Here is a 26391-nt window from a genome sequence, read left to right as displayed (position 1 = left end):
TTTTTGTTATATCAAAAGTATTTTTTAAGATAATGGGAAGTATACATATTTTAAATTTACTATGTTGAGCTTGAGATATGTAATTTTGATAAATCTCAGTGATTTAATTTCATGTTTAATGAAAAGTTAGCTAATGCAATGCTTGGTAAATCGATGCCTAATAGTCGACAAAGGAGAGACCTTGATTCTTTTTGACGCATTACAAGTATTATCAAAATCATCAAAATATTCTGTTTCAACACTAAGAACTGAATGTATCGTGGGAGAATTTGAAACTTTAAAAGATTATTTATATATTCCAACTGAAATTCATGATGATTTACAAAAAAGTTTGGATCTAGCTTTATTAAAGTCGAATCCTAAAAGTATTATTTGCTTGTGCGGTAGTTCTGGTGATGGAAAATCTGAAATTCTAACAAAATTATATGGTGATTATAGCGATCGAGTTGATTTTCATTTAGACGCTACTCATAGCGATAGTCAGCATAAATCAGCAATAGAATGTCTAAATGAGAAGTTTGATAACTTTAAGGAAAGTAGCAAACCTTTTGTTATTGGTATAAATATAGGAATGTTACAAAAGTTTATAAAACAAGGAGATAACAGGCACTCTGATATAAAAAATTCTTTCAGCACTTATTTCGATAATAGACATAGCAAAGGTTATGTTAATGGGGCTGTTACGTTCTTTGATTTTGAATGTTATCCAAGATTGTCATTTTCAAAAGGTAAAATAACGTCAGGCTTCATATCAGATTTTTTAAAGAAATTAACAGACAAATCTCCTAGAAATCCATTTTACGGAAGTTATCTTTTGGATTCCAAACTTGGTGGGTATGTTTCCAAGAATTTCGACGTCTTGTCTTTACAATCATTTCAAAATAAGTTAATCGAGTTATTTGGTCTTGCTAGGTTAATTGATGAGCAATTTTTAATTCCTAGAATATTTGTTGATTTTATATTCCAGATACTAACACGTGAAAATAAGGATGGTATCGTTGGGAATGTTTTCTCAGAAATAGATAATGAATTCAGTAGTTGTTTTAGAAAATTAGATCCAATAAATATAAGGAATAACGAGCTAGACAATTTCTATCTTGAGTATACGTCGAATACATTATCAAAAGACATTATCCAAGATATTGATAATTTTAACCAACTCACAGGAAGAGAGCTCACTCCAGAAGGATTGATTCGGTGTTCATTTTTGTTGCGGGAATTAGGTCTATCGTTTCCATCCCCAAATTGCTTTGAGAGCGAAATAATAACGAAATCACTAAATTATTACTTGAAATTAATCAATGTATATGAAAAGCCTGAAATTAACTCAGCGGATGAAGATGATTGTTTGAATATTATTGAAGGGGTAATAATTAAGGCTGCAATAGCGTATGCAAATAGAATGCTGTCAATAAATGTTGATGGTCACATAGTCAGTCGTAAACTGAAAGATAAATTCGTTTGCAATAAACTTAATGTTCAAGCGGATCTAGATTGGATTGAGATGCATGAATTAAAATCTACCGATACTCTCCCCATACCGTTAATAATTAACAATCAGCCCTTGTTAATTATTAATATTGATCTAAATACGTTAATTCAAGCTGTGAAAATATCTGATGGCTACAGACCTAATCGACAGAATATTGAAAATACTGCTAAGTTTGATGAAATAATCAGAATTCTTGTGGAAAGTACCCTTGAAACTGAATCAATGAAGGTAGTAAATAAAGACAAAGTGTTGCATATAAATAAAAATCGAAATAGATATACATTAGAGATATTAAAATGAGAGATTTTACTTCCTTAGATACTTCTATCTCACTTGTCCGCCGATGCATAGAGAACGAAAATGATTCAAATTATGCAAATATTGCAGATACATACTTACCGATTGGTCCAAATAATAGGGATAATAATATAGAATGGACGCATGTATATCAGAAGCTTTTTGAAAAACTATATGGTCTATCATTAAATGGATATTGTAAAGAAACTTTAAGAGTTGAGGTTCTGGATAGTATTCGTAGTGTTAGAGATACTCGTGAATTAGTTGATGTACTTGATGAGCTTTATTTTACTTCGAATGAATTAGATAATATTACCCCTTTAGCATACTTGGTAAGCAATCAAGAGAAATTATCTGCAAGAACTAAGACAATGATAAATATTATCTCTGGTCTAATAAATGGTCAAGTGGGAGGTGATTTTATCATTAAGGGTAATAATCCTTTAGAAAACATACTTATAAGTAATATCCGTAGGCTTTGTACAGAGCATTCCTTAAAAGATGACACTATTTGTTATTTGCCTTTTTTGCAAAAAGTATTTACTCAAGATCTAAATACACTAGCAGCTAATCCAGAACATTTATTAAGTGAAGTTGAACGATTTATACATTTATATGTGTTTATCTACTTGTCACAACTTACAATTCAAGTATGCATCCCCAATAATGTCTACCAACCACCTAGTGCAAAACCACTCTACTTTATATTAGAAACTGAAACTGCAAGTAAAGAAAGGCATGAGTGCAATCAGTACGGGTACGATTATATTTTTAGCAATAAAAAAGGTATAGCATATTATCTTTTCCCAGTTTTAGGTTACTTCAATAGAATTGATAAAAAACCAGCTTGGCAATATGATCTTGATGAGTCAGAAGAACATTTGGGGAAAATAAATGAGTTCAATAAGCTATTGGCTCTATTATTTGGAGAGGATTATCAAAATGAATACTCACTTCAGAGAGCGCTTAACAAAGGTGTTTCGTTTCACAAGCAAATATTTGAAGAAACACTAAGTCGCTCAAAAAAGAACTCGCGGAAGGGTAGGAATAGTACAGTTGTTAATACCTTTGAGGATGTTTTTTCTTCTGGATTTATTACCAATAGAAAAGCGGCAGGTAAATACTTTGTGCTCAATTCAAATATAATCATGCTTCTCACTAATTTAATAATTAAAGGGAAAGATACCGATAAGATACTTATTGATGATTTGATTGAAGGTTTTAAAAATAGAGGTATATGGCTTGATTTAAAGTCAAAACGTGCACTTTTAAAATTTTATGAGAGTGTTGGTAATATTGAAAAATTAAGCGATAGCGGAGACGCAGTATATGTTAAATCAACCATTTGAGGGTTTTCTGGCTAATTTATTTTGTCAGTCAATAGAGTTATCTAACTCTCTAAATACAAAATATCATTTTGTGAGTTCTAACCCGACGCAATCTATAAAATTATACAATGGTTTTAAAAGCTTGGGATTTAAAGAACTATTTATTAATAATGCACCGCTAAAGTATGTAGAAACATCAAGCGGAAAAAAAATAATTGTTATGTTGCATCATCTTGGTGTTCAGGACAGAAACTCAAGTCACGAGGATTATATAGCAAGTGTTAGAGATGCACTCAATGACATTGATAATGCAATTTTATTTTTGATTAACAATAGTTCGCTCGAAACCTTGACGTCTACTTTCGCTGATGTAAGTGCAGACAACGGAATTTTTACCCCTAAGAGCATAAATCAGGCTCTTTTGGAACTAGGTACTGGTCATAAGAATGAGCTAATTTTTAACTATTTGGTGTCGAATAAACAACGGCAAATAGATGAGGAAAATCTTAGCATTTTTGGATATGAGCCACTATATAAATCAATTCATAAAGACCATATTGATATACAAGAGTATGGTTTTTTCCCTGAGCCAAGAATTTATGATATTGACAATGAGAAACATTTAGCTCGAGAGTTAGATAGGAATATCCGACTAGCAAGAACTGTCCACTCATTAGTCAATGACTTTGGAGATGAGCTAAATGAATTACAAAGACAATTACAAGATTTAGGATTTAGTGAACGTTATATCGAAGATAAGTTTATACAAAATAAAAATCTTTATAAAACAGAAACATTTTCCAATATAGAAGCTGAAATTGAAAAAAATAAACTTAGGAAATTAAATGTAAAAAGTATTGATATTAATGGAAGTACTTTAGAGGAGTGGAAGCATTCATCAGGAAGTGCTTCTGCAAATAGATGTATTTCATTAATAGGTGAAGTAGAAGTTGGGCTGGTTGAAATCAAATTCAAACTAGAAAGAGGAGAGCCTGTACTAAAAACCGAACAAATTCTTGTTAATGGTGATTTTAAACAAAGTCAAATATTGATTACAACATCTAATAATGAAAATCATTCTATATTGACTGTAAGAATACCTTTTGATGGAAAACCTTCTTTTATACAAATAAAAATAAAAAGAGAATCACAACGAGAATGTTTTCAATTTAATTGTTGCTTAGTTAGTAAATGCGTTTTTTTCTTAAGTAATTACTTTGAAAAATTAGAAGTGGAATTCAAAAGAAACAAAGGTAGTTTAGTCATTGAAAACATCCAAGGAAAATTACTTGTAAACTCGAATAATAATCTTACACATATTTTCTCAAATGAAAACAACAAGATAAATTGTGATGACTTAAAGTATATTGATTTTAGTACTGTAAGTGAAAATGAAATACTTGGAGAGATGATATTATTTTCTGGTGAATACTATTTGCCCGTAACTATTATTGGTCCAAAAATAGTTGAAACTATTATACTGCCAAGTTTATTTGATACTCAACGCAGCATAGATATTTTCGAAAATGATAGGATACCGAAGTATAAATCAGAAACATCAAGAGTAATTATTGGTGGGCGAGAGAAGGATCTTACAGTTCAAGCTAAGGAATTGTGCGTAGCTGAATTTAAAATGATCAGCGAAGGTTTGTTATATTTCGATGATAGTAATGGCGAAGAAATTCAACTCAATGGATTTGAGATTGAATTTCCTGAAGTGTCTCGAGCTTATAAGAAATTGTTTACTTGGCTCTTGGAACATGAAACGATCCTATCGATAACAAATTGGCCAGAAAGCTTGATTAGGATTGTTGAACAAATAATATCGACTGTTCATAATGAATTGGTAAACATTCCGCAAGGCGCATTGAATTATAAGAGCAGGCAGTTACTAACACTGGGTATTATTAGGAGATCTAATAGAGAATTCTTTTCACCATTCCACCCATTATGCTTGTCATATGCTTTAGAGTTCGCTAAGTCGAGAATAGCTGATTTAACAAATTCATTTAGCCAAATCCCCTCTTCAACTGTGAAAAAATTTAATGCGAGTGGTTTGCTGCCTATATTATTTGATAATGAATCGATTTTCGTTAGAACAAAATCATTAAGCCATAATAAGTTTTGGCTTGAACTTGGTCCTAGCTCTGAGGGTGATACAAGCTATGTATCGTCATTAGTCTATGAGAAAATTCAAGATTTTATATCATGCTTCGATGTTTTGTTTAAAGATAATAAACAAAACCCACTCATTATTAACTCTATAAACAATCAAAACAATGCAGATATCTTTAACGGGATACTTAATTATTATAAGAAAAATAAAAAAGGCAATATCAAAATACAAGTTAATATTTACAATGACGATCATTCTCTAACTCTATTTGATGATTTTTCAGAAGGTAGGAGTGTATTAAAGTTACGAGAGTTAGCTCGTCTTAACAGCTCCGATAAAGAATCTGAAATAGATGATTTGATATTAAGGATCAGGCGTAATGTAACATTCTATAAAATAGATAACTATGAAGAATTCAATTATGCGCATTTAAGTTTCTTTAAAAACAATGAAGAAGTTGTTATGCGTACTAACAGTGTTGGTGAAGGAAAATCAGGGATTGTATGTAATGGTATTTTATCTGGTGAGGCATCATATTTAGAAAATGAAGTATTTTATACTGGCTTTGGATTAAAAAACTTAATAACTAAAAATAGTTCTGTGTGTTTAGCTTCTCTTTACAACCAATTGATGCTTCCGTATAGAGATAGCTCAGCAAAATATGTTAAAGGGAGTGTGCCTGTATTAGCTGTAAAAGATAGCTTTAAACATAAATTAAATAAGTCTTACAACTCCAGTATATGGACATGTATCATCGAGCCAAAAGTGACGCTTGAGTTCTTTGATACGAAAGAGACAATTCTAATACATTATGCCGATCAATATACTAACTCAGTAGCTTATGATGCTATAACAGTATCTTCACGGGTTGGGTTATATAAAGACCTGTTAAGAAGTCATTCTGATGAGTTAATTAATTCCTTTAATGCATTAAATGGACAATGGCTGTTAGACGTTGTGAAAGAGTCTGGTAAGCAAAAGTCTGATAATACCAAAAAGAAAATTAAAGAGAAAAAAGGAATTGTCGCTGCTTATAAATTTATTTCAGGTTTACTCTTATCAAGTGATATTGTATGGATACCACTATCAGTTGGTGAAATGCTTAGAGTTACTGGAAATTTAGGGTTGCAAATAAAAGATAACGATTTTTCTGCTCGACTTCATAATAAATCAAAAGGCGCGCTTTCAGATGATATATTATTTGTAGGTATTAAAGGAGGACGCCTTGTATTGCTCCCTCTGGAAGTAAAAACAAGAGCATCTGGAACGGATTTCACTAAGGCCGTAAAACAAAGCAAGTCATTAGCCGAGCATATGAAGCGGTTACTGGCACCGAAGACTTTCAAAGGACAGGTATATCGTTCTCTCTTTATCCAACAATTATTAACTCAAGTCGATAAATTTGAGCTTTACGGCGTGTTCCCGGTTAGGTATTTTAAAAACTTGTATAAAATAAGTGATTCCTTATTACAGGGGGAATATAATATTTGTGAGTTGCCTAACTACCCTGAGGGAATAGCATTATCTATAACTGAAGAGATGGAACGATCTCGTATTGAAAGTGTGTTTGACGTAGAGCTTAATATTTTGAAATTGCGTATTCCTCATGGTTTTGTAAAAATGCTTCATGAAGAGTCTATAGAAAAGTTATCATCTAAATTTCAAGACGAATCAGCTTATCCAGAAATTTCACATTTGAATTTTCTAAATGCTGAGCTAACATCATTCAATGTTTTCGAACTGCCTGATGATATTTCCAGTCGTAATGAAATTGTAGATGATGATATAATTTTCGAAGAGGAACGAAATACTTCAAATGTAGAGGAGGAACTAAATACTTCAGAAGTAAATAATGAAGGACAGTTTAAAGCAATTTTTGGTTATGATGATTCTTATTCTGATATTGTGGATAAAATACTAGGTTTCTACCAGCGAGATATTCAAATTGAAGACATCCTGTCCTTAACCGAGATGGAACTCAAGAATAGTGGCGGATTTAATTCTTACGATATATTAAGTTTTTACAAACTTAAATATGAATTGTCACATGATTCATTAATAGAGAAACAAAATGAGCTAGTTAATATAGAAGATGAGTCAACATGTTTAAATATGGTAAATATAACTAATGATTATAAAGCATTAGTTAGCACAATTTTGAGGGAGTTTGGTGAAAATATTACAATTAAAGAGACAATAGCTATTGCAACTTCGTCCTTAGAGAGCATTCCTGGTTTTGGAAAGAAAAAAATTCATAATTTCTTAAATTTGGTTGAGCATTTAAAAAATGGTTCATTCTCTATTAATTCTGATATAAATAAAAAACAGATCGAAGATTTTGACCTACCAATTGAGGAGCTGGAGCCATTTATTATTAATGATCTTAATAATAACATCCTGAATGTAAGGTCAAGAGAGAATGACATTCTGATTCGTAGATATGGAATCAATTGTGATGGCGAAACTCTAGAGGATATTGGGAAAAGTTACGATATTACAAGGGAAAGGGTTCGCCAAATTGAGTCGAAAGCTAAAAATAATTTCATTGCAAAATTAAGTATTTCACCTAAGGTAATATGGGCTATTACAAAAAGTAATTTAAGTGAATTAAGGACGCCTTTATTCACCACGTTGAGAGGAAGTTTTAGCTCGGATAAGGGCTTTTATTCTTTTTTAGAGGCATGTTGTGGGCTAAAGGAAAATGAAATTAAGTTAATTACTTCCCCTAGTCTGAATAAATCATTTTTTGAAGAGTTTTGGTTATGGAATAAATCTCCTGCCGATCTTGACGATTTATCATGGTATCTGCATGAACGCCTAAATGTTGAACTTACCGTAGCAGAGAATCAAATAGCCATATGGGAAAAGGAGAATATTCTTCAAATAAATGGGGAGAAGATAAAGCCATTGGCACTATCTAAAGTGCCTGGGATTACTAATGCTTTGCTAGATTTCCCCGATGGTGATGTATGGGCAAATATTCAATCTCATGCTAATAAAAAATCTATTTGTTCAGGGATTTTCTCAGAAGATCGTCTTGAGCCGAATTTGATGAGAGCTGTCGATAGAGAGTATGTATATCAAAGTGGTAGAGGAACATATCGTCATATTGACTATTTGAAGATAAGTGAAGACGATAAGAAAAGAGTGTTATGCATTATAGCTTCTAAACTTAATGAATATAAATACTGTGGAAGAGACGCAGTAAATTTATCTGTTGATATTTATCAACAAGTTGATCTGGCTGATGACTACTACTTCGTTAGACACATTGTCCGTGCATATGGCGAGTCTTATGGTATTTATTTTAATGGAAAGTCTGGTGCAGACACAGTAAGTTTAGCATCTGATTTTAACCTAGCCTCGCAGAAATCAGTTCTAATCGACTTATTCAAGCAATCATTAAGTCCGTTATCGAAACTCGATGTAGCATCTAAAATTAGAAGCCAATCTATTGGGCATGCTTCATTCTACATTGATAAATTATTAACAGATGGCATTGTAGTTAGGATTGATGAAACAACTTATGCGCATGTAGACAACGCTTTCATAGGTGTCGATATAGAAAATATCATGAAAATGGCTATTGATTTTATCGATAATGAACCTAGGATCATCGAGGCTTCAAAATTGCAATCGAGTATTAATAGACGGCTTGATATTAATTATAATAAGTATTTATATATGTCACTGCTTAAAGCTTATGCTACAGATTATGGTAAGAATTATTTCTTTGTTCAGAATCTTATCTCGTCTTCAAATATTAATTATACTGGCCTTACTGATCTTTGCCGAACAGCTTTAGATTTAAATACTTCTCGTGTTAGCGCATTAGAATATCTTAATGAAAAACTATGTATACATGAACATATTTTAAAGAGATGTCTTGAGCAGGTTTATATGGCTTCATCAGATAAATCTAATCATTCAGGTTTAAATATTTTTAATGATAATAAAATTATAAGTGATGAGGTGAAAGAGGAAAAGTTTGCTCAAAACTTACCAAGTAAAGAAAAGGAAGTTGAAAGATTTTTAAAAAAAGATATAGACAAATGTCGAGTATTAATTGGTTTGGCTATTGATAATCTAAAGCCTGTCTATTGGGAATATGGTAATAAAAGCTTAGCTAATCGTCACCTAATTATATTTGGACGTTCGGGGCAAGGTAAATCATATTGCATACAAGGGCTGCTGATGGAATTGGCCAAAAATAAAATAAATTCTATGGTTATAGACTACACAAATGGATTTTTGCCTGAACATCTTGAAGAAGAATTCATGGAAAATGTCAAGCCTATAACTGATTTGGTTGTACAGACCCCCCTAAAATTAAACCCCTTTAATAAACAAACACAAAAAGTAGCCGGGATTACTATTGCTGATAAAGCTCATGATGTTGCATCTAGAGTTGCATCAGTATTCAATGCTGTTTATTCAGATATAGGTAGCCAACAACTACAAACACTTATTAAAATTCTTGAGGATGGAATTGAATTATATGGTGCTGAATATAATTTCAATAGAATGCTAAGCGACCTTGAAGATGCTGGAAAACATGGTGAAGCACTTGCAAATAAACTTCACTCAATAGTCAGAGCTAATCTATTTTCCTTTGCCTCTGAGATGGATGGTTGGAAAGATATTTTTGAATCGACATCTTCTACTATTAGGTTAATTCAGTTAGCTAGGCTTTCCAGAGATGTTTGGCTTTTAGCTACAGAGTTTATTCTTTGGGATTTATATTCTTATGTTTGTGCTAATGGTGATAAAAACACTCCGATACCTGTGGTATTAGATGAAGTCCAAAACTTGGACCAAAAATTAGACAGCCCATTAGGTAAAATGTTAACTGAAGGTAGAAAGTATGGATTGTCACTAATTTTGGCTACTCAAACTTTAAGTAACTTGAAAAGAGATGAACAAGACCGATTGTTTCAAGCTGCACATAAATTGTTCTTTGCACCAGCCGAAACTGAAATTCAGAGTTATGCTAAACTGCTTGAACAGGCGGTACCAGGAAGTAATAAAAAAAATTGGCTTACTGAACTGGCAAAACTGAAGAAAGGCGAATGCATCTCCGTTGGTTTACATATCAATGAAAATGGTCATCTTGAGCAAAGTGCGAAAGTCTTAAAGGTTTCGTCACTCGGTAATCGGAAAATGTAATGTTTAATTGGTCATGCCCCATAAGGTAATGGGGCGTTTTGAGTCCTGATGTTTCAAACTTATAATGAAAGAACACTTAGGAAGTAGTAATACAATTTTTGCTACTTCTTAATCTTTAGTTAATAGCTTTTCAACTAATTGCAATTGCCTGAGTAAACTCCTTTAGATTTTTATGATTCCGTAGTGACGAAATTCCGTCTTCAACATGTGCAGCCCAGACTCTGATGGACATTTTAGGCTCTAGTTGCGGATAGAGCATTTTCAATACCATTTCTGTTGCTTGTAATGTTTCCCCAAGCCACGTAATTTTATCGAGCACCAAAGAACCATCTAGCCTTTTAGTATCAAATTCCGAAGAATAGCGAAATCCACTCTCAACTGAACAAAAGAATGCTAACCGCGCTGAAACGTTGGGAGTAATTCCCGTATACCCTTTCAATCTCTTCAGTTGCTCTTCAGTCTGACGACTGAGCTGCATACGATTCGGGAGCACTAGATTATCTCCTTAGTTAATTCCCAGAAATATCCTGGTTTAAGTGCAGATGACTTTGTTCGGGCATTAAACACGATCTCATATGCATGAGAAATATCATCTCTAAGCTGATCAACAAAATACCGCTCATCAACTTCAGTATCCGTAGACAGCAATACAACTTGATGACTTGCATATGGGAAATAATGATTAATCAATTTATCTCGATGCTGAGAGTCTAAACGCCCAAGTGGCGTATCAATAATCACAGGTAGTTCACGACCAGAAGTTTTAGCCAAAGCCTCAAGAATAGCTATTGCATAAATTTGCTTCTCACCAGCAGAGAGTAACTTACGATTAATAACCGTATTATTTTCATCTACCAGTTCGACATCAAATGTCGCAGGATTAATATGGGCATTAAGCTGCAAGTCTTCTTTACGAGCTAACTTACGGTAAGCTACTTCAAAGTTAGCTGAAAGTGTTTTTACCCTTGCCTCAGTTAACAGCTCACTATAACGGTCAAGTAGATTAATTGTCTCTTGCGCGTTAATGAATGCGCTATTAAAGCTATGCTGGCTGCGAGCTGTGTCGTGAGCCTTTTGAATCTGGCGAGCGCAATCAAGTTGCTGTTGTTTGTAATTTTTTGCTTCTTCAAGCAATGAGCGATACTCCTGCCGCTTAGCTTCACGTTGACGATCTAGCTCTCGGAGTTTATCAAAAATATCCATCAGCTGATCATCTTCCGGCGCTCGGGCGATGTTTGCTGCGGCTTGCTCTAATTGTTCTTCTACTTCTGCCAGCTGGTTACGATAAAGATCGAAGCGTTGCCAGGCTTTCTTACTATCTTGTTCGATGGCCTGCTGAATCATCCCTGCTTCACGTTCAGATATGTCAAATAACAATTCACCTTTTGGTTTATCAGCAAGATATGTTTTAAGGTTATCTTCTATAGCCTCAGCTGCAATTTTACCTGTGCTTCCTGAACGGAAGGAAATGTCGCTTTTGAGTTGCGTAAGGAATTGATTCAATTCCTTCTCGAAGCTATTTGCCTGTTTTATTTGCGTCTCTGCACTAATCTGTTCTAGCAAACGACCCAGAGTCTTTGGAGCTAAAGCATACGGTAATGAGCTATCACACTCATGACGAAGCGCTTTTTCCAGGCGATCTTTTTCTTTTAAAAGCGTCTCGACCTTCTGTTTCTCTTGGGTTTTTGTTTGAGCAAAAGCCCCGCCTTGTGCGTTGAGAAGGGTCTCATTCTGCACAATTTCCTTGGAGATTAGGTCAATACGCAATTTAGCGAAATCAGCCTTTTCAAGGATTTGCTCGGTTTTAAAGGCAAATTCTTTAATCTTTTTCTCAAGTTCAAGCAGCTTATGCTGTTGAGATTCAGCTAGTTGACCAGATTGTTGGCGCTTCACGAAAATTGTTAAATCATTCCGGAGCTTCTCGATCAGATCCAGGCCCAACAGGCGACGCACAGCCGTACGGAGGATGTTTCCCGATTCGTCCTCAGCAAGCTCAGCAATTTTTTCACCATCAAAGAAGAACAGGTCGGCTATGCCGTGGGGTATTAACTCATTTAAAAAACCCTGGCACTGATCATAGCCAAGCCCTTCAATGAGTTTGCCATCCTGCTGTAAGGACAGTTTGTCTCGCTTACCTTTTTGCCAGGTGCGGGTAACGGTAAATTCAGCCTCCTGACCACCTTTATTGTAGGTGAAAATAAGCTCGACTGAGGCCTCCTCGGGTTGCTCACCCAAAGTTGAGCCGTTGTGCACCAGAGCGCTAAGCTCTTCAACATACTCTTGCTGCTGAGTTGTTGCACCAAATGCAAGCCTTCCGTAAAGGGCCAGGCGAATAGCGGAAAGTATTGATGTCTTACCTGCACCGTTTAACCCGCCGAACAAAACGATAGGGCGCGGATTATCGTCGTTCTGTCGTTTTTTAGGGGCCAGATCGATAACATGGGTTCCATTAAAAACCCGATAATTACGCAGTACCAGCTGTTTAATTAACATGTTCTTTTTCCTCACTGGTAAGCAGAATTGGTTCGCTGACTTCGGCAATTCTCCGCTGTAGCATCTGCAGTTCAGCTTCTATGCTTGCCACTTCTTCCTGATGAACATCACGCTCATTACGTTTCTGCAAAGCTTCCTGCTGTTGTTTGATCTCTTCAAGACTTCCCCAGTCTTGCTTGAGGATCGCCCCTAGCTTGTCGAAGATCCCCTGGCGGCGGCTAAGGCCTTCCATCGAAACTTCTAGCTCGATCAATTTCATCACCATTTCAGGTACAACATCAAACCCTTGTGCAATTTGCTCGAGAAGTTCGGCATCGCTGGCGTCGAAACGTGATTGATCGTCTATAACCCAGTCCAGATCCTTGCCATAAACCTCGCGATAGATACCAGGTAAAGTATCGTACCAGTCAGGTTCATTAGGATCCTTCAGCCATTGCTGACGTATGGCATGCAGCTCAGGTTCTGTGATTAATGTAATGGTATGACCTTGTGCGTTCATATCACGCTCAATCGTCAGCAAATCCTTCAACCATTCCTGCCGATACTTAAGCCAGTAAGGGCCTGGAACATGTTTACGCTCAGCTGTAAGTTCTTCGCCATCCTTCGCATACTGATAGCTCACTTTACCTGTGCGTCGTTTATAGTTGCGGTAGGTATCTTTGTTTACTGGATCGGTTGTGAAAGCTAGCAGGTCGCGGTATTTCAGAAGGGGCGACATCCACTCTTCACCATTCTGGATTAAGCTTTCCATCGCTTTATCTTTTGTGACGACAGTACATGTCCAGCAACCAAAGCGTGAGTTACCGCAGGAAGGCGTGCTGTCATCAATAACTAGCGGGCATTCACCCTGAGCTGAGGAATCCATATAAAGAGTCCACAGCGGGCGGTTATTACCCCCCCAAGGGCTTTCCCACTCGTCTATATCATCAGGCGCATATCTGAATGCACCACGCAGTAATTTCCATACGTCTTCAACATCCCAGGTATCAATCGGGGTGTAAATGAAGGCATTTGAAAGGGTGGTATGGCGTGCAAGGCGCGAGCCGTCAATCTTATGCTTTGCAATAACCTGAGCACGTGATGCACTTTCACTGCTGCGCGATCCAAGAACGACAATAACTTCCTCAAACTGGCTGACCTTATTTTTGATAAAGTCGCTTACCGGGTTGATTTTCATGCGTTCTGTACACCAACGGAAACTACGAGTAGGCGCTGGATAGCCTTTACCAAGCAGGTTTACCCAGAATGTCTCGTTGGTTTTTGGGGTTACAGCATGTTGTGTGATCGGTAAGCCGTCGCGTTTAGCGCCAGCTTCAATCTGGAGCATCGTTTTTTTGATGAGATCTACTACAACCGGCGTCTCTACGAGCGTGTCCGAGGAAACAACAAACACATCCTTCGTACGCATCTCTGGCGGAAGGCCCATCAGCGCCAGGTAAACAAGGGTAATAACTGCCGACGAGTCTTTACCGCCACTGTAGCCAATCACCCAGGGGCGTTTATCTGCGCAGTAGACACGCTGAACTTCGGAGACAAAATCAGCGAGAGTACGCCCAGCAAATTGCTCTTCGTTTATGAAATCTTCATAGTCGGCCAGATCATAGGCCTGAGTTAATGTACTCATGATACAACCATCTGAGCTTCAAGCTCTTGTTCTTCAGGAGAAAGGGGGAGAGACAGCGCTATTTTTAAAGCGTTGCACGTTAGCTGAATGGCGATGCCGGTTTTGCTCAATTTGCCATGCTGCATTGCGCGCTTAATCATCTCTGGATTACTTTTACGCCAGTCAAAGGTTTTTAGCTTCGTAAGTTTTTCCTGCCAGTGCTCAGGTTCTTCAGCTAGTAGTGAACGGCCCAGAAGGCCCAAAGCCTGCAAACCGATACCATGGGCATGCACATAATCCTGGCGGAGCTGCGCCGGAGATACTTCTTTGCGTGCAGCAAGCTGCCAGTCTGGCATGACTTTGAAAATAGCCTGCCAGTATAGCGTAGCGATATGCGTATTGTCCTCAATGCTGCCTACTTTAGGGTCTTTACCAAGCAGGGCGCGTGTTGCCTGTTTAATGCTACTTAGTGTAAACAGTTTATTGGAAAGCAAACTGATACTCGATTTCTCAAGTTCAGTAAGACCAATAAAGGGCTCGATAGACATAGCAAGATAGCGAGCAAGGTTCGAGCTTACGTCGCGATGATCGTACAGCGCGGATAATGATGGGCTTGGGCGTATTGCGTATTTATTCAGGTCGGCAAACATCTGCTGACTTCGCCTTAAACCTTCATCAACAAAGAACAATACGGGGATGTTGTCCTGCCCTAATTCAGGACGCTCCGAAAGGGCATCCTCAATAGCCTTACGGCGATGTTGACCATCATTGATAAGAATTTGCGCATCCATTGGTACGCGAAGCGTTCCAAGATTGTTGGAGTTTTCGAACTCGTCAAACAGTACATCGACCGCAATGGATGCAGTTAATGCAGAGAATACGTAATCTTTAGGGTTTTCAAGTAAGTAACGCACCATCTCTGGGATGCGTGATTTATTCAAGATACGCTGAGCGCGCAGCTCCGGCGGCACGTCTGTCTCATCGAAACTGAAGATCTTCGGAATGATGCGCATAGGGCAAGTGGCGATATAGAATGGTCGTCCAGCCTGGACGCCCCTCACTGCGGGGAAAGAGTAGCAATAATCTGCATCAAAGTTAGCCATGTTCTAGTCCCTGTTTTAAAGGCGCAATTACGTTATATTTTACGTAAAAAATTTCTTAGAACGAAATTTTTATGATGATAAAACACGAATTGTTAAAGATTTACGTATGATTTGACGTAACTCTTTGCTGTGCTTGATTCTTCTTGAATGTAAACCCCTTGAGCCAAAGATTTGGAGTAACAACGTGGCCGTATGAGCTCTGGATTGATACCAATTGCTCTGGCATGGAAGAAGTTTACTTTGTGCCAAGGTCTCACAAGAGCGTTAATCGTTGTGTAGGAGCTGACACCTAAGGTGGCGAGCGAAACCTCTTTCCTTTTGAGAACCGCTAAAACACATGCTTTGTACCAAACCATTCTTCATATCCCCCTTGAGAAAAGATGACTGTACCAGACACTACGTTATTCGTAGCTTCTTTGGAATCCATAAAACTACGTTTTACGTAGTTTTGCGAGGGTGCTCGAGGATTTGTGAAATCCTTACGTGAAAATCAATCTAGTGTTTGCACTACGTAAAACGTAGTATCTTCCTTAGGCATTAACTACGATTATCGTAGTTATGAAAACATCCAATTTCCACAATCAGCTCTTCAGTCGACGCCTCAAAGAGGTGCGCTTGGACATGGCGTTATCGCAAAAAAACCTGGGTATTTTGGCTGGCATAGATGAGTTTGCAGCAAGCGCGCGTATCAACCGCTACGAGAAAGGGGTTCACCAGGCAAGCATTGAAGTCGTTCGGCATCTCGCTAAAGTTCTCGAAGTGCCTGTAGCATACTTCTACACAGAAGATGATGAACTGGCCTCTTTAGTCCGTCTTTGGCCGAAATTGGACTCGGAGAAGAAAAAAAACATCCTTCAGCAGCTCTAAACAAATAAGAGTGCTTCGCTGTGCTTTTTCTTCTCGAAAGGCTTTCCAGTGATTTAGAACCAAAACCTTGCGTTAGAATCTTGCTTCAGTTCGTCTGATTTCATTTCCTGAATCCCCCTCGCAAATTCCAAATTTCCCCTACACCAAACTGCTGTGTTTATATTCAGCCCTGTATAATGGTCACCAGAAATTACGCCGAACGGCAAAGGAAGTCTCGAAGAATATTTAACGAAGAATTCGCGATATGAAGGTGCTGCAACACCCTCATACCGCTAACCACAAACAACTAAGATGGAGTTGAAAATGGCTGCGACGAATTTTAAGCCAGAGTTTACTGTTTGCAAAACAGAATCAGACGCTTTCACCGGCATGATTGAAAACCGCGAGCGGGTACGCAAAAACAGCCCCCGCCGTTTACACGGCAACCGACCGGAAAGCGCGCCCGCGCATCCACGGGCAGCAACGCCGGAGGAGAGCGCTGCCTGCTGCGAACTGTATGCACGCGTGGAGAATAAATATCTTCCTCTCGGCGGCGGTTGGTTAACCCGGGCGGGCTTTATCGACGGCATGCCCGTGAAAATCAGAGTGATGAAAGACTGTATTGTGATTACGCCACAACATACAAGAGAATTATGGGGATGCCTGGAAGGCATGAGTATGACGAATATAAATAAGCAGAAAGTCGCGCAGTGGTTAATCACATTTCCCGGGGCACTGAATGATACGGGTGATATCCCGGTAATTAAACGCAGATAAACCTTCCTGTATCCGCGTTTATATTTACTCTGCACCGCCTGATACCCTGTGATACAACCTTAAGAGAAAAGGGCGGTATAGTCTTAAGGCTATACCGCCTGTTTCAGGCTATCGGGCCATCAGCGCAAATACGCCCCAGCCGAAGTATTCCCGTACGTACGTGACGTGGCGCTTGGGCGCAGCCGTCAGCTCCGCCCGGACCTCCTGCGCAAATTCATCGTCTGGGTTTGCTTCCAGCCAGCGATGCATGGTCATCCATTTTGCGGCTTCGTATCTGTCCCAGCCTTCCTGGTCTGCCAGTACCATTTCGACCAGGTCATAGCCCTGTTCATCGAAAGAGTCGACAAGGTCGGGCAGAGTGAGGAAATCGGCCACCGACGAGACGCCACAGGCCTGGGCGATATCTTCATTTGCCGGAACCTGACGCCAGTAAGGTTCGCCGATGAGCATCATCCCGCCAGGCCGGAGGCTTTTTGCCAGTAGGGCCATCGTCCCGGTAACGCCGCCTGCAATCCAGGCCGCGCCCACGCAGGCCGCAACATCACATTTTTCATCTGCGACGTATCCGGCCGCGTCGTGATGAATAAAACGCACGCGTTCGCTCACGCCGAGTTCGTCAGCCCGGCGCTTTGCCTGTTTGGTGAAGAGAGGGCTCAGGTCGATGCCGGTGCCAGTAATGCCATGATCGCGCGCCCAGGTGCACAACATCTCCCCCGAACCACTGCCGAGATCGAGAATACGCGTGCCTGGCTTCATGCGTAATACGCGGCCCAGCGTGGCATATTTTTCCGGTGTGAACGGGTTATGAATGCGATGTTCGCTTTCGCTGATGGTAAAAATACGTGGGATATCCATCATCCTCTCCTTAACGATTATCAGGCTGGGCACGAACGTTGTTCAGCCCCGTGGTGTTAATGCGGTAGGGCTGACCGTTAACGGATTTGATCAGCTTTTTGGTTTTGAGTTTTTTGAAGACGGCGAGCGTACAGTCGGCAAGCAGCAGCCCTTCGCGGCTGTAGCATTCAACGGCGGTGACGCGGCCGGAGGTATCGCGAACGTGCGCAATACGTCCACCTTTGGCGAGAACGTGTAAGGTACGTTGTTCCTGACGGGATAAATTCATACTGGAAAACCTGTGTAATCATCATGTGCAAAATGTGCAAACACACTGCGGTGTCCGCATTCGATTTCGGCCCATTGATAATCAGTCCGGCCTGAAAGGTCGGGGAGCTGATTATCGGATGATTACATTCTCCAGCATCAAAGCCTCGGGTTGAGTTGAGAGGTATTTACAGGGTGAATGATAACACCTGTTTTTTATAAGGGAATGATCGGGTGGGAAAAGTGTGATCCAGGTCGAAGCCAGGCGATGCCCAACTGACCTGGCCCGACAGGGACAAAGTTTCCTCGGGCCGCGTTTTTTCAAGTCGATTCAGGCTATCGCCAAATGATTCCAGGCATCTTTGTAAACTATATTCCCGTCACAGTGTTTCCAGGTGATTGCCTCATATCTTAGCTCGATCGTCTCTGTATGCGTTCCTGTTCCAGAACCCGGGAACAGATTTGGCGTAATACCCATAATTTTTACATTCTCCAGGATAATGTTGAAATATTCTCTTTCGATTCCTGCATCATCTATTTGATACATTTTTATCGTAGCCGATTTTAGTGTTTGGTTTTCACACAGCGCCCTGAAGAGAACGGGTGTTGTTTTATCAAACTCTTTTTGAACCGCAATCGGTGTATGTACACGAGTACCTGTTAATCGGCCTGTATTTCCACTCACAGGAATGCTGAGGTGATGAGCAACTGCTTTTAATTCAATAGCGCCTAACCGACCGTACACCATGGAACCTCCTATGACTGGTGAGCCATTAGCATCAGTTAACCAAAGATATGCTGGATTTGGCATGATTATTCCTCATCTATATTTACAAAAGAAGGTAGACGCAACATCACTACGACCCATATGAATAAGCCAATAAGTTTCATAGGCCATGGTTCAAGAAGAGCTATACAGGCAAATGCACCGATGATCATTAAGGGACCTGATAACACATCCAGGATTCCACCAAAAATAGATATCTTTCCTGGCAGTAATTTATTCATTACTAATGAAATAATGTAAGCGCTTATGGTGATGATGCAAAAGGCGATTGTTTTATCATGCCAGGTTTCGAATTCAACCCAGCAAACGATATAGGCTAAGATTAAATACGAGCAAAGAAGCAGGTTTATAATTGGGATAATAAACTTACTCATACGTTCCTGCTGTAGTGTGTAAAATTAATGTTTCATTAACTTTCTTCATGATCTGATTAAATACAGGCATACCTTCTGAATAACCTGCATGGATAGCGTCTACGAAAGGTTGGACGGCATCAGCGAACAAAAAATAAAGTAAATCGTAGTCTCTGGGTCTCAGAAGTTGATATACCTCTGGGGTTTCGGCTTTGAGTCCGTCAGATGTTCTGATTGAGCGTTCAGCCATTCCCCCAAACAAAAGAAGTGTACTTAGTGCCGTGATGGGATTACCTTTCCCTTTAAAAACAACTAATGTGAAGGACGTTCTTTCAATAACATGCTTCGCAATAGTTGATGCAATAATATTTGTTGATATTCTACCCGCAATTGAAGTCATTACAGATCTGTATATTTTATCCTGTTCCGCTTCAGTTAAATATCTGTTGAACGCTTTGAATATAACTTTGACTGCGTTGACAATGTTTTCGTAATTCAAAATATCGTTTTTTATGGCGGTGACTATTCGTATGCGTTGAGTTTCACGAGCAAACCTGGTATCTGTGTCAAAGATACCATAAACCAGATACCCATAATCTAGCGGTACAGATAGCCCTCCATTTATAAGCCCAGTAACTGTATCAGGAGAAACTATTATGCTGCATAATCTCCGGGCTATACCTTCTACATCAGCCATAAAAATCCTTTAAATACGCAATAAAGGATTTATCAATCTAATATTAATGTGATTGAAGCAATTTATATTATCTAAATAAGAAATTAAGAATTGTTAGAGGTATCAATTATATCTTTAATGAGATAATCAGCGGCTTTGTGTCAATCCCACGCACTCCACCGCTAAATCTACTTTAACTAAACACCGGCACCCCCAGCCCAACCTTCACCTCCCTCAACGTCCCTTGCGTCACTCCCTGCGCCCGTTCGGTCCCGCGCTTAAGCATCGCCATCAGTTCCCCTTTATCCTGCATGTACATCGCCCTCCGCTCCCGCATCGGCGTAATCAATTCCTGCAGGCACGCCTCCAGTTCGTTCTTACACATACTGTCCCCAAGCCCGCCCGCCTGATAATGTGCCTTCATCGCCGCCACTTTGGCTTTATCCGGATGAAACGCGTCGAGGTAAGTAAACACCACGTTTCCTTCAATTTGCCCCGGATCGCTCACCTTGAGGTGGTTCGGGTCGGTGTACATCGCGCTGACCGCACGGTGGATAGTCTCTTCGCTGGCCGAAAGGTGCAGCGTGTTGCCGAGCGATTTCGACATTTTGGCGCTGCCGTCGATGCCGGGCAGGCGGCTGGTGTCGCTTAGCATCGCCTTACAGTGGCGCAGCACTGGCGTCGGCAGCAGGCTGTTCATCTTGTGCACAATCTCGTTGGTCTGCTCAATCATCGGCAGCTGGTCGTCGCCGACGGGCACGCACTCGGCCTTAAACGCGGTGATGTCCGCCGCCTGGCTGATGGGGTAGGCCATAAACCCAACAGGCAGCGAGCGGGCAAAACCCTTCTGCGCAATCTCGTTTTTCACCGTCGGATTACGCTCCACGCGGGCGACGGTGACGATGTTCATATACAGCATCGTCAGCTCGGCGAGGGCGGGCAGGGCGGATTGCAGGCAGATCGTGGTCAGGTTCGGGTCGATGCCCGCCGCAAGATAGTCGGCCAGCACTTCAGGGATGTTATCGCGGATCTTCTGCGGGTTGCTGCCGTTGTCGGTCAGGCCCTGCAGGTCGGCAATGAGTACAAACTGGTTATGCGTCTGCTGGAGCGCCACGCGCTGGCGCAGCGATCCGACGAAATGGCCGAGATGCAGCGGGCCGGTTGGACGGTCGCCGGTGAGGATGGTTTGCGCGTTCATAAAGACTCCTTAATGTGCAATTGCCGAAAGGGGTCTTAAATGTGTGAAAGCCGCCTTTCGGCGGCTATCTGAAAATGGGAAAACAACTCCGGGCCGCCTTTAAGAAGGCTGCCACCAGCGGTTTACGGTATGTAAGGAAGAAAGAGTGTTCATCTTGCTAACCTATCACGGTTATGCAGAAGGTTGAACCGCCTTTATGTTTTTTATAACTATTTCAAAATTAGCACTACCAAAACTCCTGCTAACATAAACGTAATTAAACCCAGGAAAAAACGGATTTCATTCAGCCTGTTACGTTGTTTTGTTACATCAGTCTTTAACCCTAAAATGTGCTTAAGCACTAAGGCGCTGTGCTCATCCTTGTCCCTGGGTAAAACATCTACTGCCGGGATATTTTCTGCATGGTTGGCCAGTATTCCTCCGCCAGCGCCAGCACAAGCGAGGATTGCCAAATTTTTGAAAATTTCCATGCTGTTTCTGAAATCGTCGGTCATGATGTCTGCATAGCTATGATTGAATAAATCAGGAATGCCGATACTTAAAAATATTCCTACGAAAATAAGCGATATACCTTTCATTCTGCGATCGAGGCGGGTACTTTCCAGTATCGATAAAAAGCCAATAGACAGTCCAGCCAGCAAAAATAGCCACGCGGTATTCAGACTGGTGTAACGAACGATGCCGCACCCTGTTATACAGAGAAGGATGGCTAAAATTAGAAAGAAAAGATTGTTGGTCCAAAAGGATGATTTTGTTTTCATTTTGTGTTGGTAATGTGGAGTAAAGACGAACCACTATATGAGAACGCCTCTTTTTTTGCTGCTGTCATTTTTGGGGGGATATCTATAGTTGGATAGATATTAACTTTGCCTCAAGGCCTACCCATCAATAAGAAGGTTTTCAGTGCTGCAATCACTCAACCACCTGACCCTCGCGGTCAGCGACCTGAATAAAAGCGTCACCTTCTGGCACGAACTGCTGAGGCTGACGCTGCACACTCGCTGGAATACCGGGGCCTATCTCACCTGCGGCGATCTGTGGGTCTGCCTGTCATACGACGAGGCGCGCCGGTATGTGCCACCGCAGGAGAGCGACTATACCCACTACGCGTTTACCGTGGCGGAGGCGGATTTTGAACCGCTCTCACGCAGGCTGGAACAGGCAGGCGTCACCGTCTGGAAGCAGAACAAAAGCGAGGGGGCGTCGTTCTATTTTCTCGACCCGGATGGGCACAAGCTGGAGTTACATGTGGGCAACCTCGCCGCGCGGCTGGCGGCGTGTCGCGAGAAGCCCTATGCGGGCATGGTCTTTACCTCAGACGAGGCTTGATGCCCGCACCTTCAATCGGCCCGCCAGCGTCACGTGCGTGGCGGCATCTTCCTGATTACACAGGTACTCCACCGCCAGCCGGCCCAGTTCGCTGTAGGGCAGTTGAATACTGGTCAGCGGCGGGGTGAGCTGCTCGGAGATCTTCTGGTCGTCGTAACCCGCCAGCAGCATATCCTGCGGGAGACGAACGCCGTTCACCGCCAGCGCCTGATAGCAGCCGATCGCCAGCCAGTCGCTGGCGCAGAAGATGGCGTCCGGGCGTTCGGCCATCTCAAGCAGGGAGGCGGTAGCGGTAAAAGACTCGCTGAACTGCCAGTTGGTCTGGCGCACCAGGCTCTCGTCACATGTTAAACCGGCCTGCTGTAAGGCGGCCTGGTAGCCTGCCAGACGCTGGCGTGAGGCCTCCATCCAGCTCTCGCCGGTGATGTGGGCGATGCGCGTCGCGCCGCAGACGATGAGGTGTTTCGTCACCTGGAAAGCGTTGGCGAAGTCGTCCGGAACAAAGGAGGGCAGTAGCGGCGAGCCGGGGTCGCGCTGGTTGAGCAGCACCAGCGGAATGCGGGTGCAGTCCTGAAACGCGGTCATGTCCACCAGCGTGGTGACGGGGGAGGCGAGGATAATCCCGATGCAGTTGCGTTTCTCCAGCTGGCGGATGATGTTCAGGGCCAGCTCAATGTCATCCCCGTAATCGTACACCGTGAGCAGCGCTTCGTTGCGCCACGCGGCTTCCCGCGCCTGGCTGATGGCGTCGATAAAGGGATCGTAGCTTTGTAGCGAGCTCACCAGCAGGGCGATCTCTTCCTGGTTGCGCGGGGCGTGGACGGCGGGAAGACGGTCGTAGCCCAGGTCGGTGGCAATGCCGATCACCCGCTGGCGGGTTTCGTCGCTGAGCTTGATGTTGCGCGACTGGCTAAGCACCAGCGATACCGTCGCCTGCGACACCCCCGCCGCCCGCGCAATGTCGTTCATCGTCACTTTTGTCTTTCGCTTCATTCGTCCTCTCCCTCTCGCGAATTCGCATCATACCTTAACCGTCCGCTTCCGCGCCGCCGATCACGTTTCTTCTTCAACGAAGCGTGAACTTTGTGAGAAGCATCGCTTTTCTCATCACCGTGATTTGCTCATTTATCCCACAGCTAATATTTATTAGCTAAACATTATCAGTGTGAGGATACGCAATGAAAGAGCAATGGAGCAAGGACCAGGCGCAGGCGTGGTATCAGCAGCAAGGCTGGCTGTGCGGGTTTAACTACCTGCCCTCCACGGCGGTGAACTGGACCGATATCTGGCAGCAAGAGACCTTCGATGCAGACACGATCGATCGCGAACTGGGCTGGGCGGCCGACGCGGGGTACAACACCCTGCGCATCAATCTGCCGTTTATTGTCTGGGAGCACGATCGCGACGGCCTGATGGCACGCATCGACCGTTTTCTGACGATTGTCGATAACCGTGGGTTCAGCACCATGCTGACCCTGATGGACGACTGCGGATTCTCCGGCGATGAACCGTACCTTGGCCCGCAGAAGCCGCCCGTGCCAGGCAAGCATAACAGCCAGGCGGCGGCGAGCCCGGGGCGCGATAAAGTGTGCGATCGCGACTGCTGGCCGCAGATTGAGCGCTATATCCGCGACGTTGTTCGCCAGTTCCGCGACGACAAGCGCGTGCTGCTGTGGGATCTGTATAACGAGCCGGGCAACCGCGGCATTTTCGCGACGGGCACGGAAGAGGTGCTGTACGACGAGAAGCTGGAAACCTGCGCGCACGAGCTGATGAAGCTGGCGTTCCGGTGGGTACGTGAAGAAGACCCGACCCAGCCGCTCACCGTCTGCGCGTGGCGACTGCCGGCGGAAGAGGAGGGCGAGACGTTCTACCAGCATCCGCTGGACCAGACCGCGCTGGAACTGTCGGACGTGGTGAGCTACCACGCCTACACCAATACCGGGCGCATGACGGCGATTATCCAGCAGCTGCAGGCGCTGGGCCGCCCGATCTTCTGCACCGAATGGCTGGCGCGCCACGTCGGCGGCACCATTGAAGAGCAGCTGCCGCTGATGTACATGGCGAAGGTCGCGCCGTACCAGTGGGGCCTGGTGCGCGGAAAAACCCAGACCTGGCTGCCGTGGCCGGTGGTGATGAAAGAGTCCACGGACTACTGCCGCCTGTGGTTCCACGATGTGTTCGAGGAGAACGGCATCCCGTTCTCGCGCGCGGAAATCGCGCTGATGCAGAAGCTGCGTAAAATCGCCCCGAACGTGCAGGGCTAATAATAACGACCCGGCGGTCCACCGCCGGGCAACAGGCAGGCATATGACGATGGCAATGACAATGAAAATACCGTCTCGCGAGTTATGGTCTTACTTTGGTTATGGTTTAGGTCAGTGTTTTAGCTTTGGACTAGTGGGTTCGTTTATTAACTATTTTTACACCGACGTGCTGGGGATCTCGGCGCTGGCGGCGAGCACCATCTTCCTGATTGCCCGGGCGTGGGATGCGGTCCACGACCCGCTGTTTGCCAGCATTATGGACACCATTAACACCCGGTTCGGCAAATTTCGCCACTTTTTGTTGCTGGCACCGCTGCTGATCACCGCGGTTACCCTGCTGGCGTTCTATAAAATCGAAGCGGATATGACCACCAAAATCCTCTACGCCGGGGTGACGTACATCCTGTGGGGGACGCTATATGCCATCTCCGATATCCCGTTCTGGTCCATGTCCTCGGTGATGACCAACGACTCCGGCCAGCGCACCCGTGCGGTGACGGCGGCAATGCTGGGAGTCAACGCCGGGATTGCCTGCGCCAACATCTTCTTCCCGAAGCTGGCGGCGTTCTTCGCCCAGTACAGCAACGATAAAGGCTACTTTATGGCGGCGCTGGTCATGATGCTGGTGGGCCTGCCGCTGATGCTTAACGGCTTTATGCAGATCAAAGAGCGCGTGCCGCCCAGCCCGGAAAAGGTGACGATGCGCGATACGTTCCACAACCTGCGCCTGAATAAGCCGCTGTTTATCGTCCTGCTGTCGTTCTTTTTCTGCGTGTTCCATAACGTGGCCAACGGGATTTACATCTACTTCTTTATCTACAATCTGGGCGACGGCAGCCTGCAGATGGCGATTGGCATCATGGGGATAGTGGCGGCGGTGGTGTGCCTGGTCGCCCCGATGCTGACGCGCAGGATGCAGAAGCGAAAGCTGTTTATGATCCTCTGCGGGCTGGACGTGGCGGTACGCGTGGTAATGTGGTTTGCGGGCTATCAGCACACGGCGCTGCTGTTCATCCTGCTCGGCCTGAGCACGCTGTTCGTGATGATGACCAACATCCTCACCTCGTCGATGATTGCCGATACCATCGAGTACGCCGAGTACCACACCCACAAGCGTTGCGCGGCGATCACCTTCTCCGGGCAGACCTTTACCGGCAAGATGTCCGTCGCGGTGGGCGGCGGGTTAATCGGCGTATTCCTGACGATGATTGGCTATGTGCCGCAGGCGCAAACCCAGAGCGACGGCGTGCTCACGGGGCTGTTCTTCGGCATCTGCCTGCTACCGGCCATCGGCTCGCTGATCCGGCTGGGTTGCATGTCGCGCTTCACCTTTACCGAGGAGAAGCATGCGGAGATTTGCCGCCTGCTGGCGGAGCGGAACGCGTCTGCGAAAGCGCCGGGAGGCGGCTGCGCCTTACCCGGCCTGCAAAATCAAACCTCACAGGGCTGATAAGCGAAG

At 42.9% G+C, this 26391-nt stretch carries 21 protein-coding genes; 8 read left to right on the top strand and 13 right to left on the bottom strand.

What is annotated here, in order from left to right:
• The first annotated feature begins 181 nt into the window (after positions 1 to 181).
• Genes dptF through dptH form a run of 3 tightly spaced genes read left to right on the top strand, consistent with a single transcriptional unit; the run spans position 182 to position 10399 of the window.
• Positions 182 to 1792: a DNA phosphorothioation-dependent restriction protein DptF gene (gene dptF, locus I6L58_RS09775; RefSeq protein ID WP_174951949.1), complete on the top strand. Its 1611-nt coding sequence runs from the start codon at positions 182 to 184 to the stop codon at positions 1790 to 1792.
• Positions 1789 to 3138 carry a DNA phosphorothioation-dependent restriction protein DptG gene (gene dptG, locus I6L58_RS09770; RefSeq protein WP_088208771.1) on the top strand — a complete coding sequence of 450 codons (1350 nt, stop codon included), beginning with the start codon at positions 1789 to 1791 and terminating at the stop codon, positions 3136 to 3138. The genes dptF and dptG overlap by 4 nt, the downstream gene beginning before the upstream one ends.
• Positions 3119 to 10399 (top strand): DNA phosphorothioation-dependent restriction protein DptH, encoded by a 7281-nt coding sequence (gene dptH, locus I6L58_RS09765; protein ID WP_088208772.1) that lies wholly within the window; start codon positions 3119 to 3121, stop codon positions 10397 to 10399. The genes dptG and dptH overlap by 20 nt, the downstream gene beginning before the upstream one ends.
• A gap of 130 nt (positions 10400 to 10529) precedes the next feature.
• Here the strand turns inward: dptH and dndE are convergent, their stop codons facing one another.
• The 5 genes from dndE to I6L58_RS09740 all read right to left on the bottom strand — a co-directional run bounded on the left by dndE (position 10530) and on the right by I6L58_RS09740 (position 15954).
• Positions 10530 to 10892: a DNA sulfur modification protein DndE gene (gene dndE / locus I6L58_RS09760; protein WP_088208773.1), complete on the bottom strand. Its 363-nt coding sequence runs from the start codon at positions 10890 to 10892 to the stop codon at positions 10530 to 10532.
• A complete protein-coding gene (dndD, locus tag I6L58_RS09755; RefSeq protein WP_088208774.1) occupies positions 10892 to 12892 on the bottom strand; it encodes a DNA sulfur modification protein DndD in 2001 nt (666 codons plus the stop codon). The genes dndE and dndD overlap by 1 nt, the downstream gene beginning before the upstream one ends.
• On the bottom strand, positions 12882 to 14516 hold the full coding sequence (gene dndC, locus I6L58_RS09750; protein WP_088208775.1) for a DNA phosphorothioation system sulfurtransferase DndC: 1635 nt from the start codon (positions 14514 to 14516) through the stop codon (positions 12882 to 12884). The genes dndD and dndC overlap by 11 nt, the downstream gene beginning before the upstream one ends.
• Complete coding sequence (gene dndB / locus I6L58_RS09745; protein ID WP_088208776.1) at positions 14513 to 15598, bottom strand: DNA sulfur modification protein DndB; 1086 nt, start codon at positions 15596 to 15598, stop codon at positions 14513 to 14515. Before dndB ends, dndC begins: the two co-directional genes overlap by 4 nt.
• Before the next feature lie 92 nt (positions 15599 to 15690).
• Positions 15691 to 15954 (bottom strand): helix-turn-helix domain-containing protein, encoded by a 264-nt coding sequence (locus I6L58_RS09740; protein ID WP_088208777.1) that lies wholly within the window; start codon positions 15952 to 15954, stop codon positions 15691 to 15693.
• Positions 15955 to 16156: 202 nt separating this feature from the next.
• Between I6L58_RS09740 and I6L58_RS09735 the strand changes: the two genes are divergently transcribed.
• Together I6L58_RS09735 and I6L58_RS09730 are read left to right on the top strand one after the other, a co-directional pair.
• Positions 16157 to 16465, top strand: a complete 309-nt coding sequence (locus tag I6L58_RS09735; protein ID WP_088208778.1) for a helix-turn-helix domain-containing protein — start codon at positions 16157 to 16159, stop codon at positions 16463 to 16465.
• A 303-nt stretch (positions 16466 to 16768) separates the two neighbouring features.
• Positions 16769 to 17221 carry a SymE family type I addiction module toxin gene (locus I6L58_RS09730; RefSeq protein WP_088208779.1) on the top strand — a complete coding sequence of 151 codons (453 nt, stop codon included), beginning with the start codon at positions 16769 to 16771 and terminating at the stop codon, positions 17219 to 17221.
• Between the two features lie 108 nt (positions 17222 to 17329).
• Here I6L58_RS09730 and I6L58_RS09725 read toward each other — a convergent pair whose 3' ends face one another.
• The 7 genes from I6L58_RS09725 to I6L58_RS09695 form a co-directional block, all read right to left on the bottom strand.
• Entirely contained in the window at positions 17330 to 18076 is a 747-nt protein-coding gene (locus I6L58_RS09725) for an SAM-dependent methyltransferase (protein WP_088208780.1), read from the bottom strand.
• Positions 18077 to 18086: 10 nt separating this feature from the next.
• Positions 18087 to 18344 (bottom strand): YjhX family toxin, encoded by a 258-nt coding sequence (locus I6L58_RS09720; protein ID WP_006174186.1) that lies wholly within the window; start codon positions 18342 to 18344, stop codon positions 18087 to 18089.
• Positions 18345 to 18653: 309 nt separating this feature from the next.
• Positions 18654 to 19133, bottom strand: coding sequence for an Hcp family type VI secretion system effector (locus I6L58_RS09715; protein WP_088208781.1), 480 nt, complete (start codon positions 19131 to 19133; stop codon positions 18654 to 18656).
• A gap of 2 nt (positions 19134 to 19135) precedes the next feature.
• Positions 19136 to 19483, bottom strand: coding sequence for a hypothetical protein (locus tag I6L58_RS09710; RefSeq protein WP_088208782.1), 348 nt, complete (start codon positions 19481 to 19483; stop codon positions 19136 to 19138).
• Entirely contained in the window at positions 19476 to 20159 is a 684-nt protein-coding gene (locus I6L58_RS09705) for a hypothetical protein (RefSeq protein WP_088208783.1), read from the bottom strand. The genes I6L58_RS09710 and I6L58_RS09705 overlap by 8 nt, the downstream gene beginning before the upstream one ends.
• A gap of 172 nt (positions 20160 to 20331) precedes the next feature.
• The gene (gene trpS, locus I6L58_RS09700) at positions 20332 to 21336 is read right to left on the bottom strand and encodes a tryptophan--tRNA ligase (protein ID WP_088208784.1); all 1005 of its coding nucleotides are present in this window, start codon (positions 21334 to 21336) and stop codon (positions 20332 to 20334) included.
• Positions 21337 to 21545: 209 nt separating this feature from the next.
• The gene (locus I6L58_RS09695) at positions 21546 to 22097 is read right to left on the bottom strand and encodes a hypothetical protein (RefSeq protein WP_127463533.1); all 552 of its coding nucleotides are present in this window, start codon (positions 22095 to 22097) and stop codon (positions 21546 to 21548) included.
• A gap of 142 nt (positions 22098 to 22239) precedes the next feature.
• Between I6L58_RS09695 and fosA the strand changes: the two genes are divergently transcribed.
• On the top strand, positions 22240 to 22665 hold the full coding sequence (gene fosA / locus I6L58_RS09690; protein ID WP_088208786.1) for a FosA/FosA2 family fosfomycin resistance glutathione transferase: 426 nt from the start codon (positions 22240 to 22242) through the stop codon (positions 22663 to 22665).
• On the opposite strand, the gene I6L58_RS09685 is transcribed toward fosA, so the two are convergent.
• The gene (locus I6L58_RS09685; RefSeq protein WP_088208787.1) at positions 22651 to 23658 is read right to left on the bottom strand and encodes a LacI family DNA-binding transcriptional regulator; all 1008 of its coding nucleotides are present in this window, start codon (positions 23656 to 23658) and stop codon (positions 22651 to 22653) included. The two genes, fosA and I6L58_RS09685, sit on opposite strands and share 15 nt — an antisense overlap.
• A 185-nt stretch (positions 23659 to 23843) precedes the next feature.
• Here I6L58_RS09685 and I6L58_RS09680 point away from each other — a divergent pair, with 185 nt between their 5' ends.
• Complete coding sequence (locus I6L58_RS09680) at positions 23844 to 24932, top strand: cellulase family glycosylhydrolase (RefSeq protein ID WP_088208788.1); 1089 nt, start codon at positions 23844 to 23846, stop codon at positions 24930 to 24932.
• Between the two features lie 49 nt (positions 24933 to 24981).
• On the top strand, positions 24982 to 26382 hold the full coding sequence (locus tag I6L58_RS09675) for an MFS transporter (protein ID WP_088208909.1): 1401 nt from the start codon (positions 24982 to 24984) through the stop codon (positions 26380 to 26382).
• Positions 26383 to 26391 lie beyond the last annotated feature (9 nt).

Source organism: Enterobacter cancerogenus (assembly GCF_019047785.1).
GTDB classification, from domain to species: Bacteria; Pseudomonadota; Gammaproteobacteria; order Enterobacterales; family Enterobacteriaceae; genus Enterobacter; species Enterobacter cancerogenus.
This window is presented reverse-complemented; position numbering and strand designations above follow the sequence as displayed.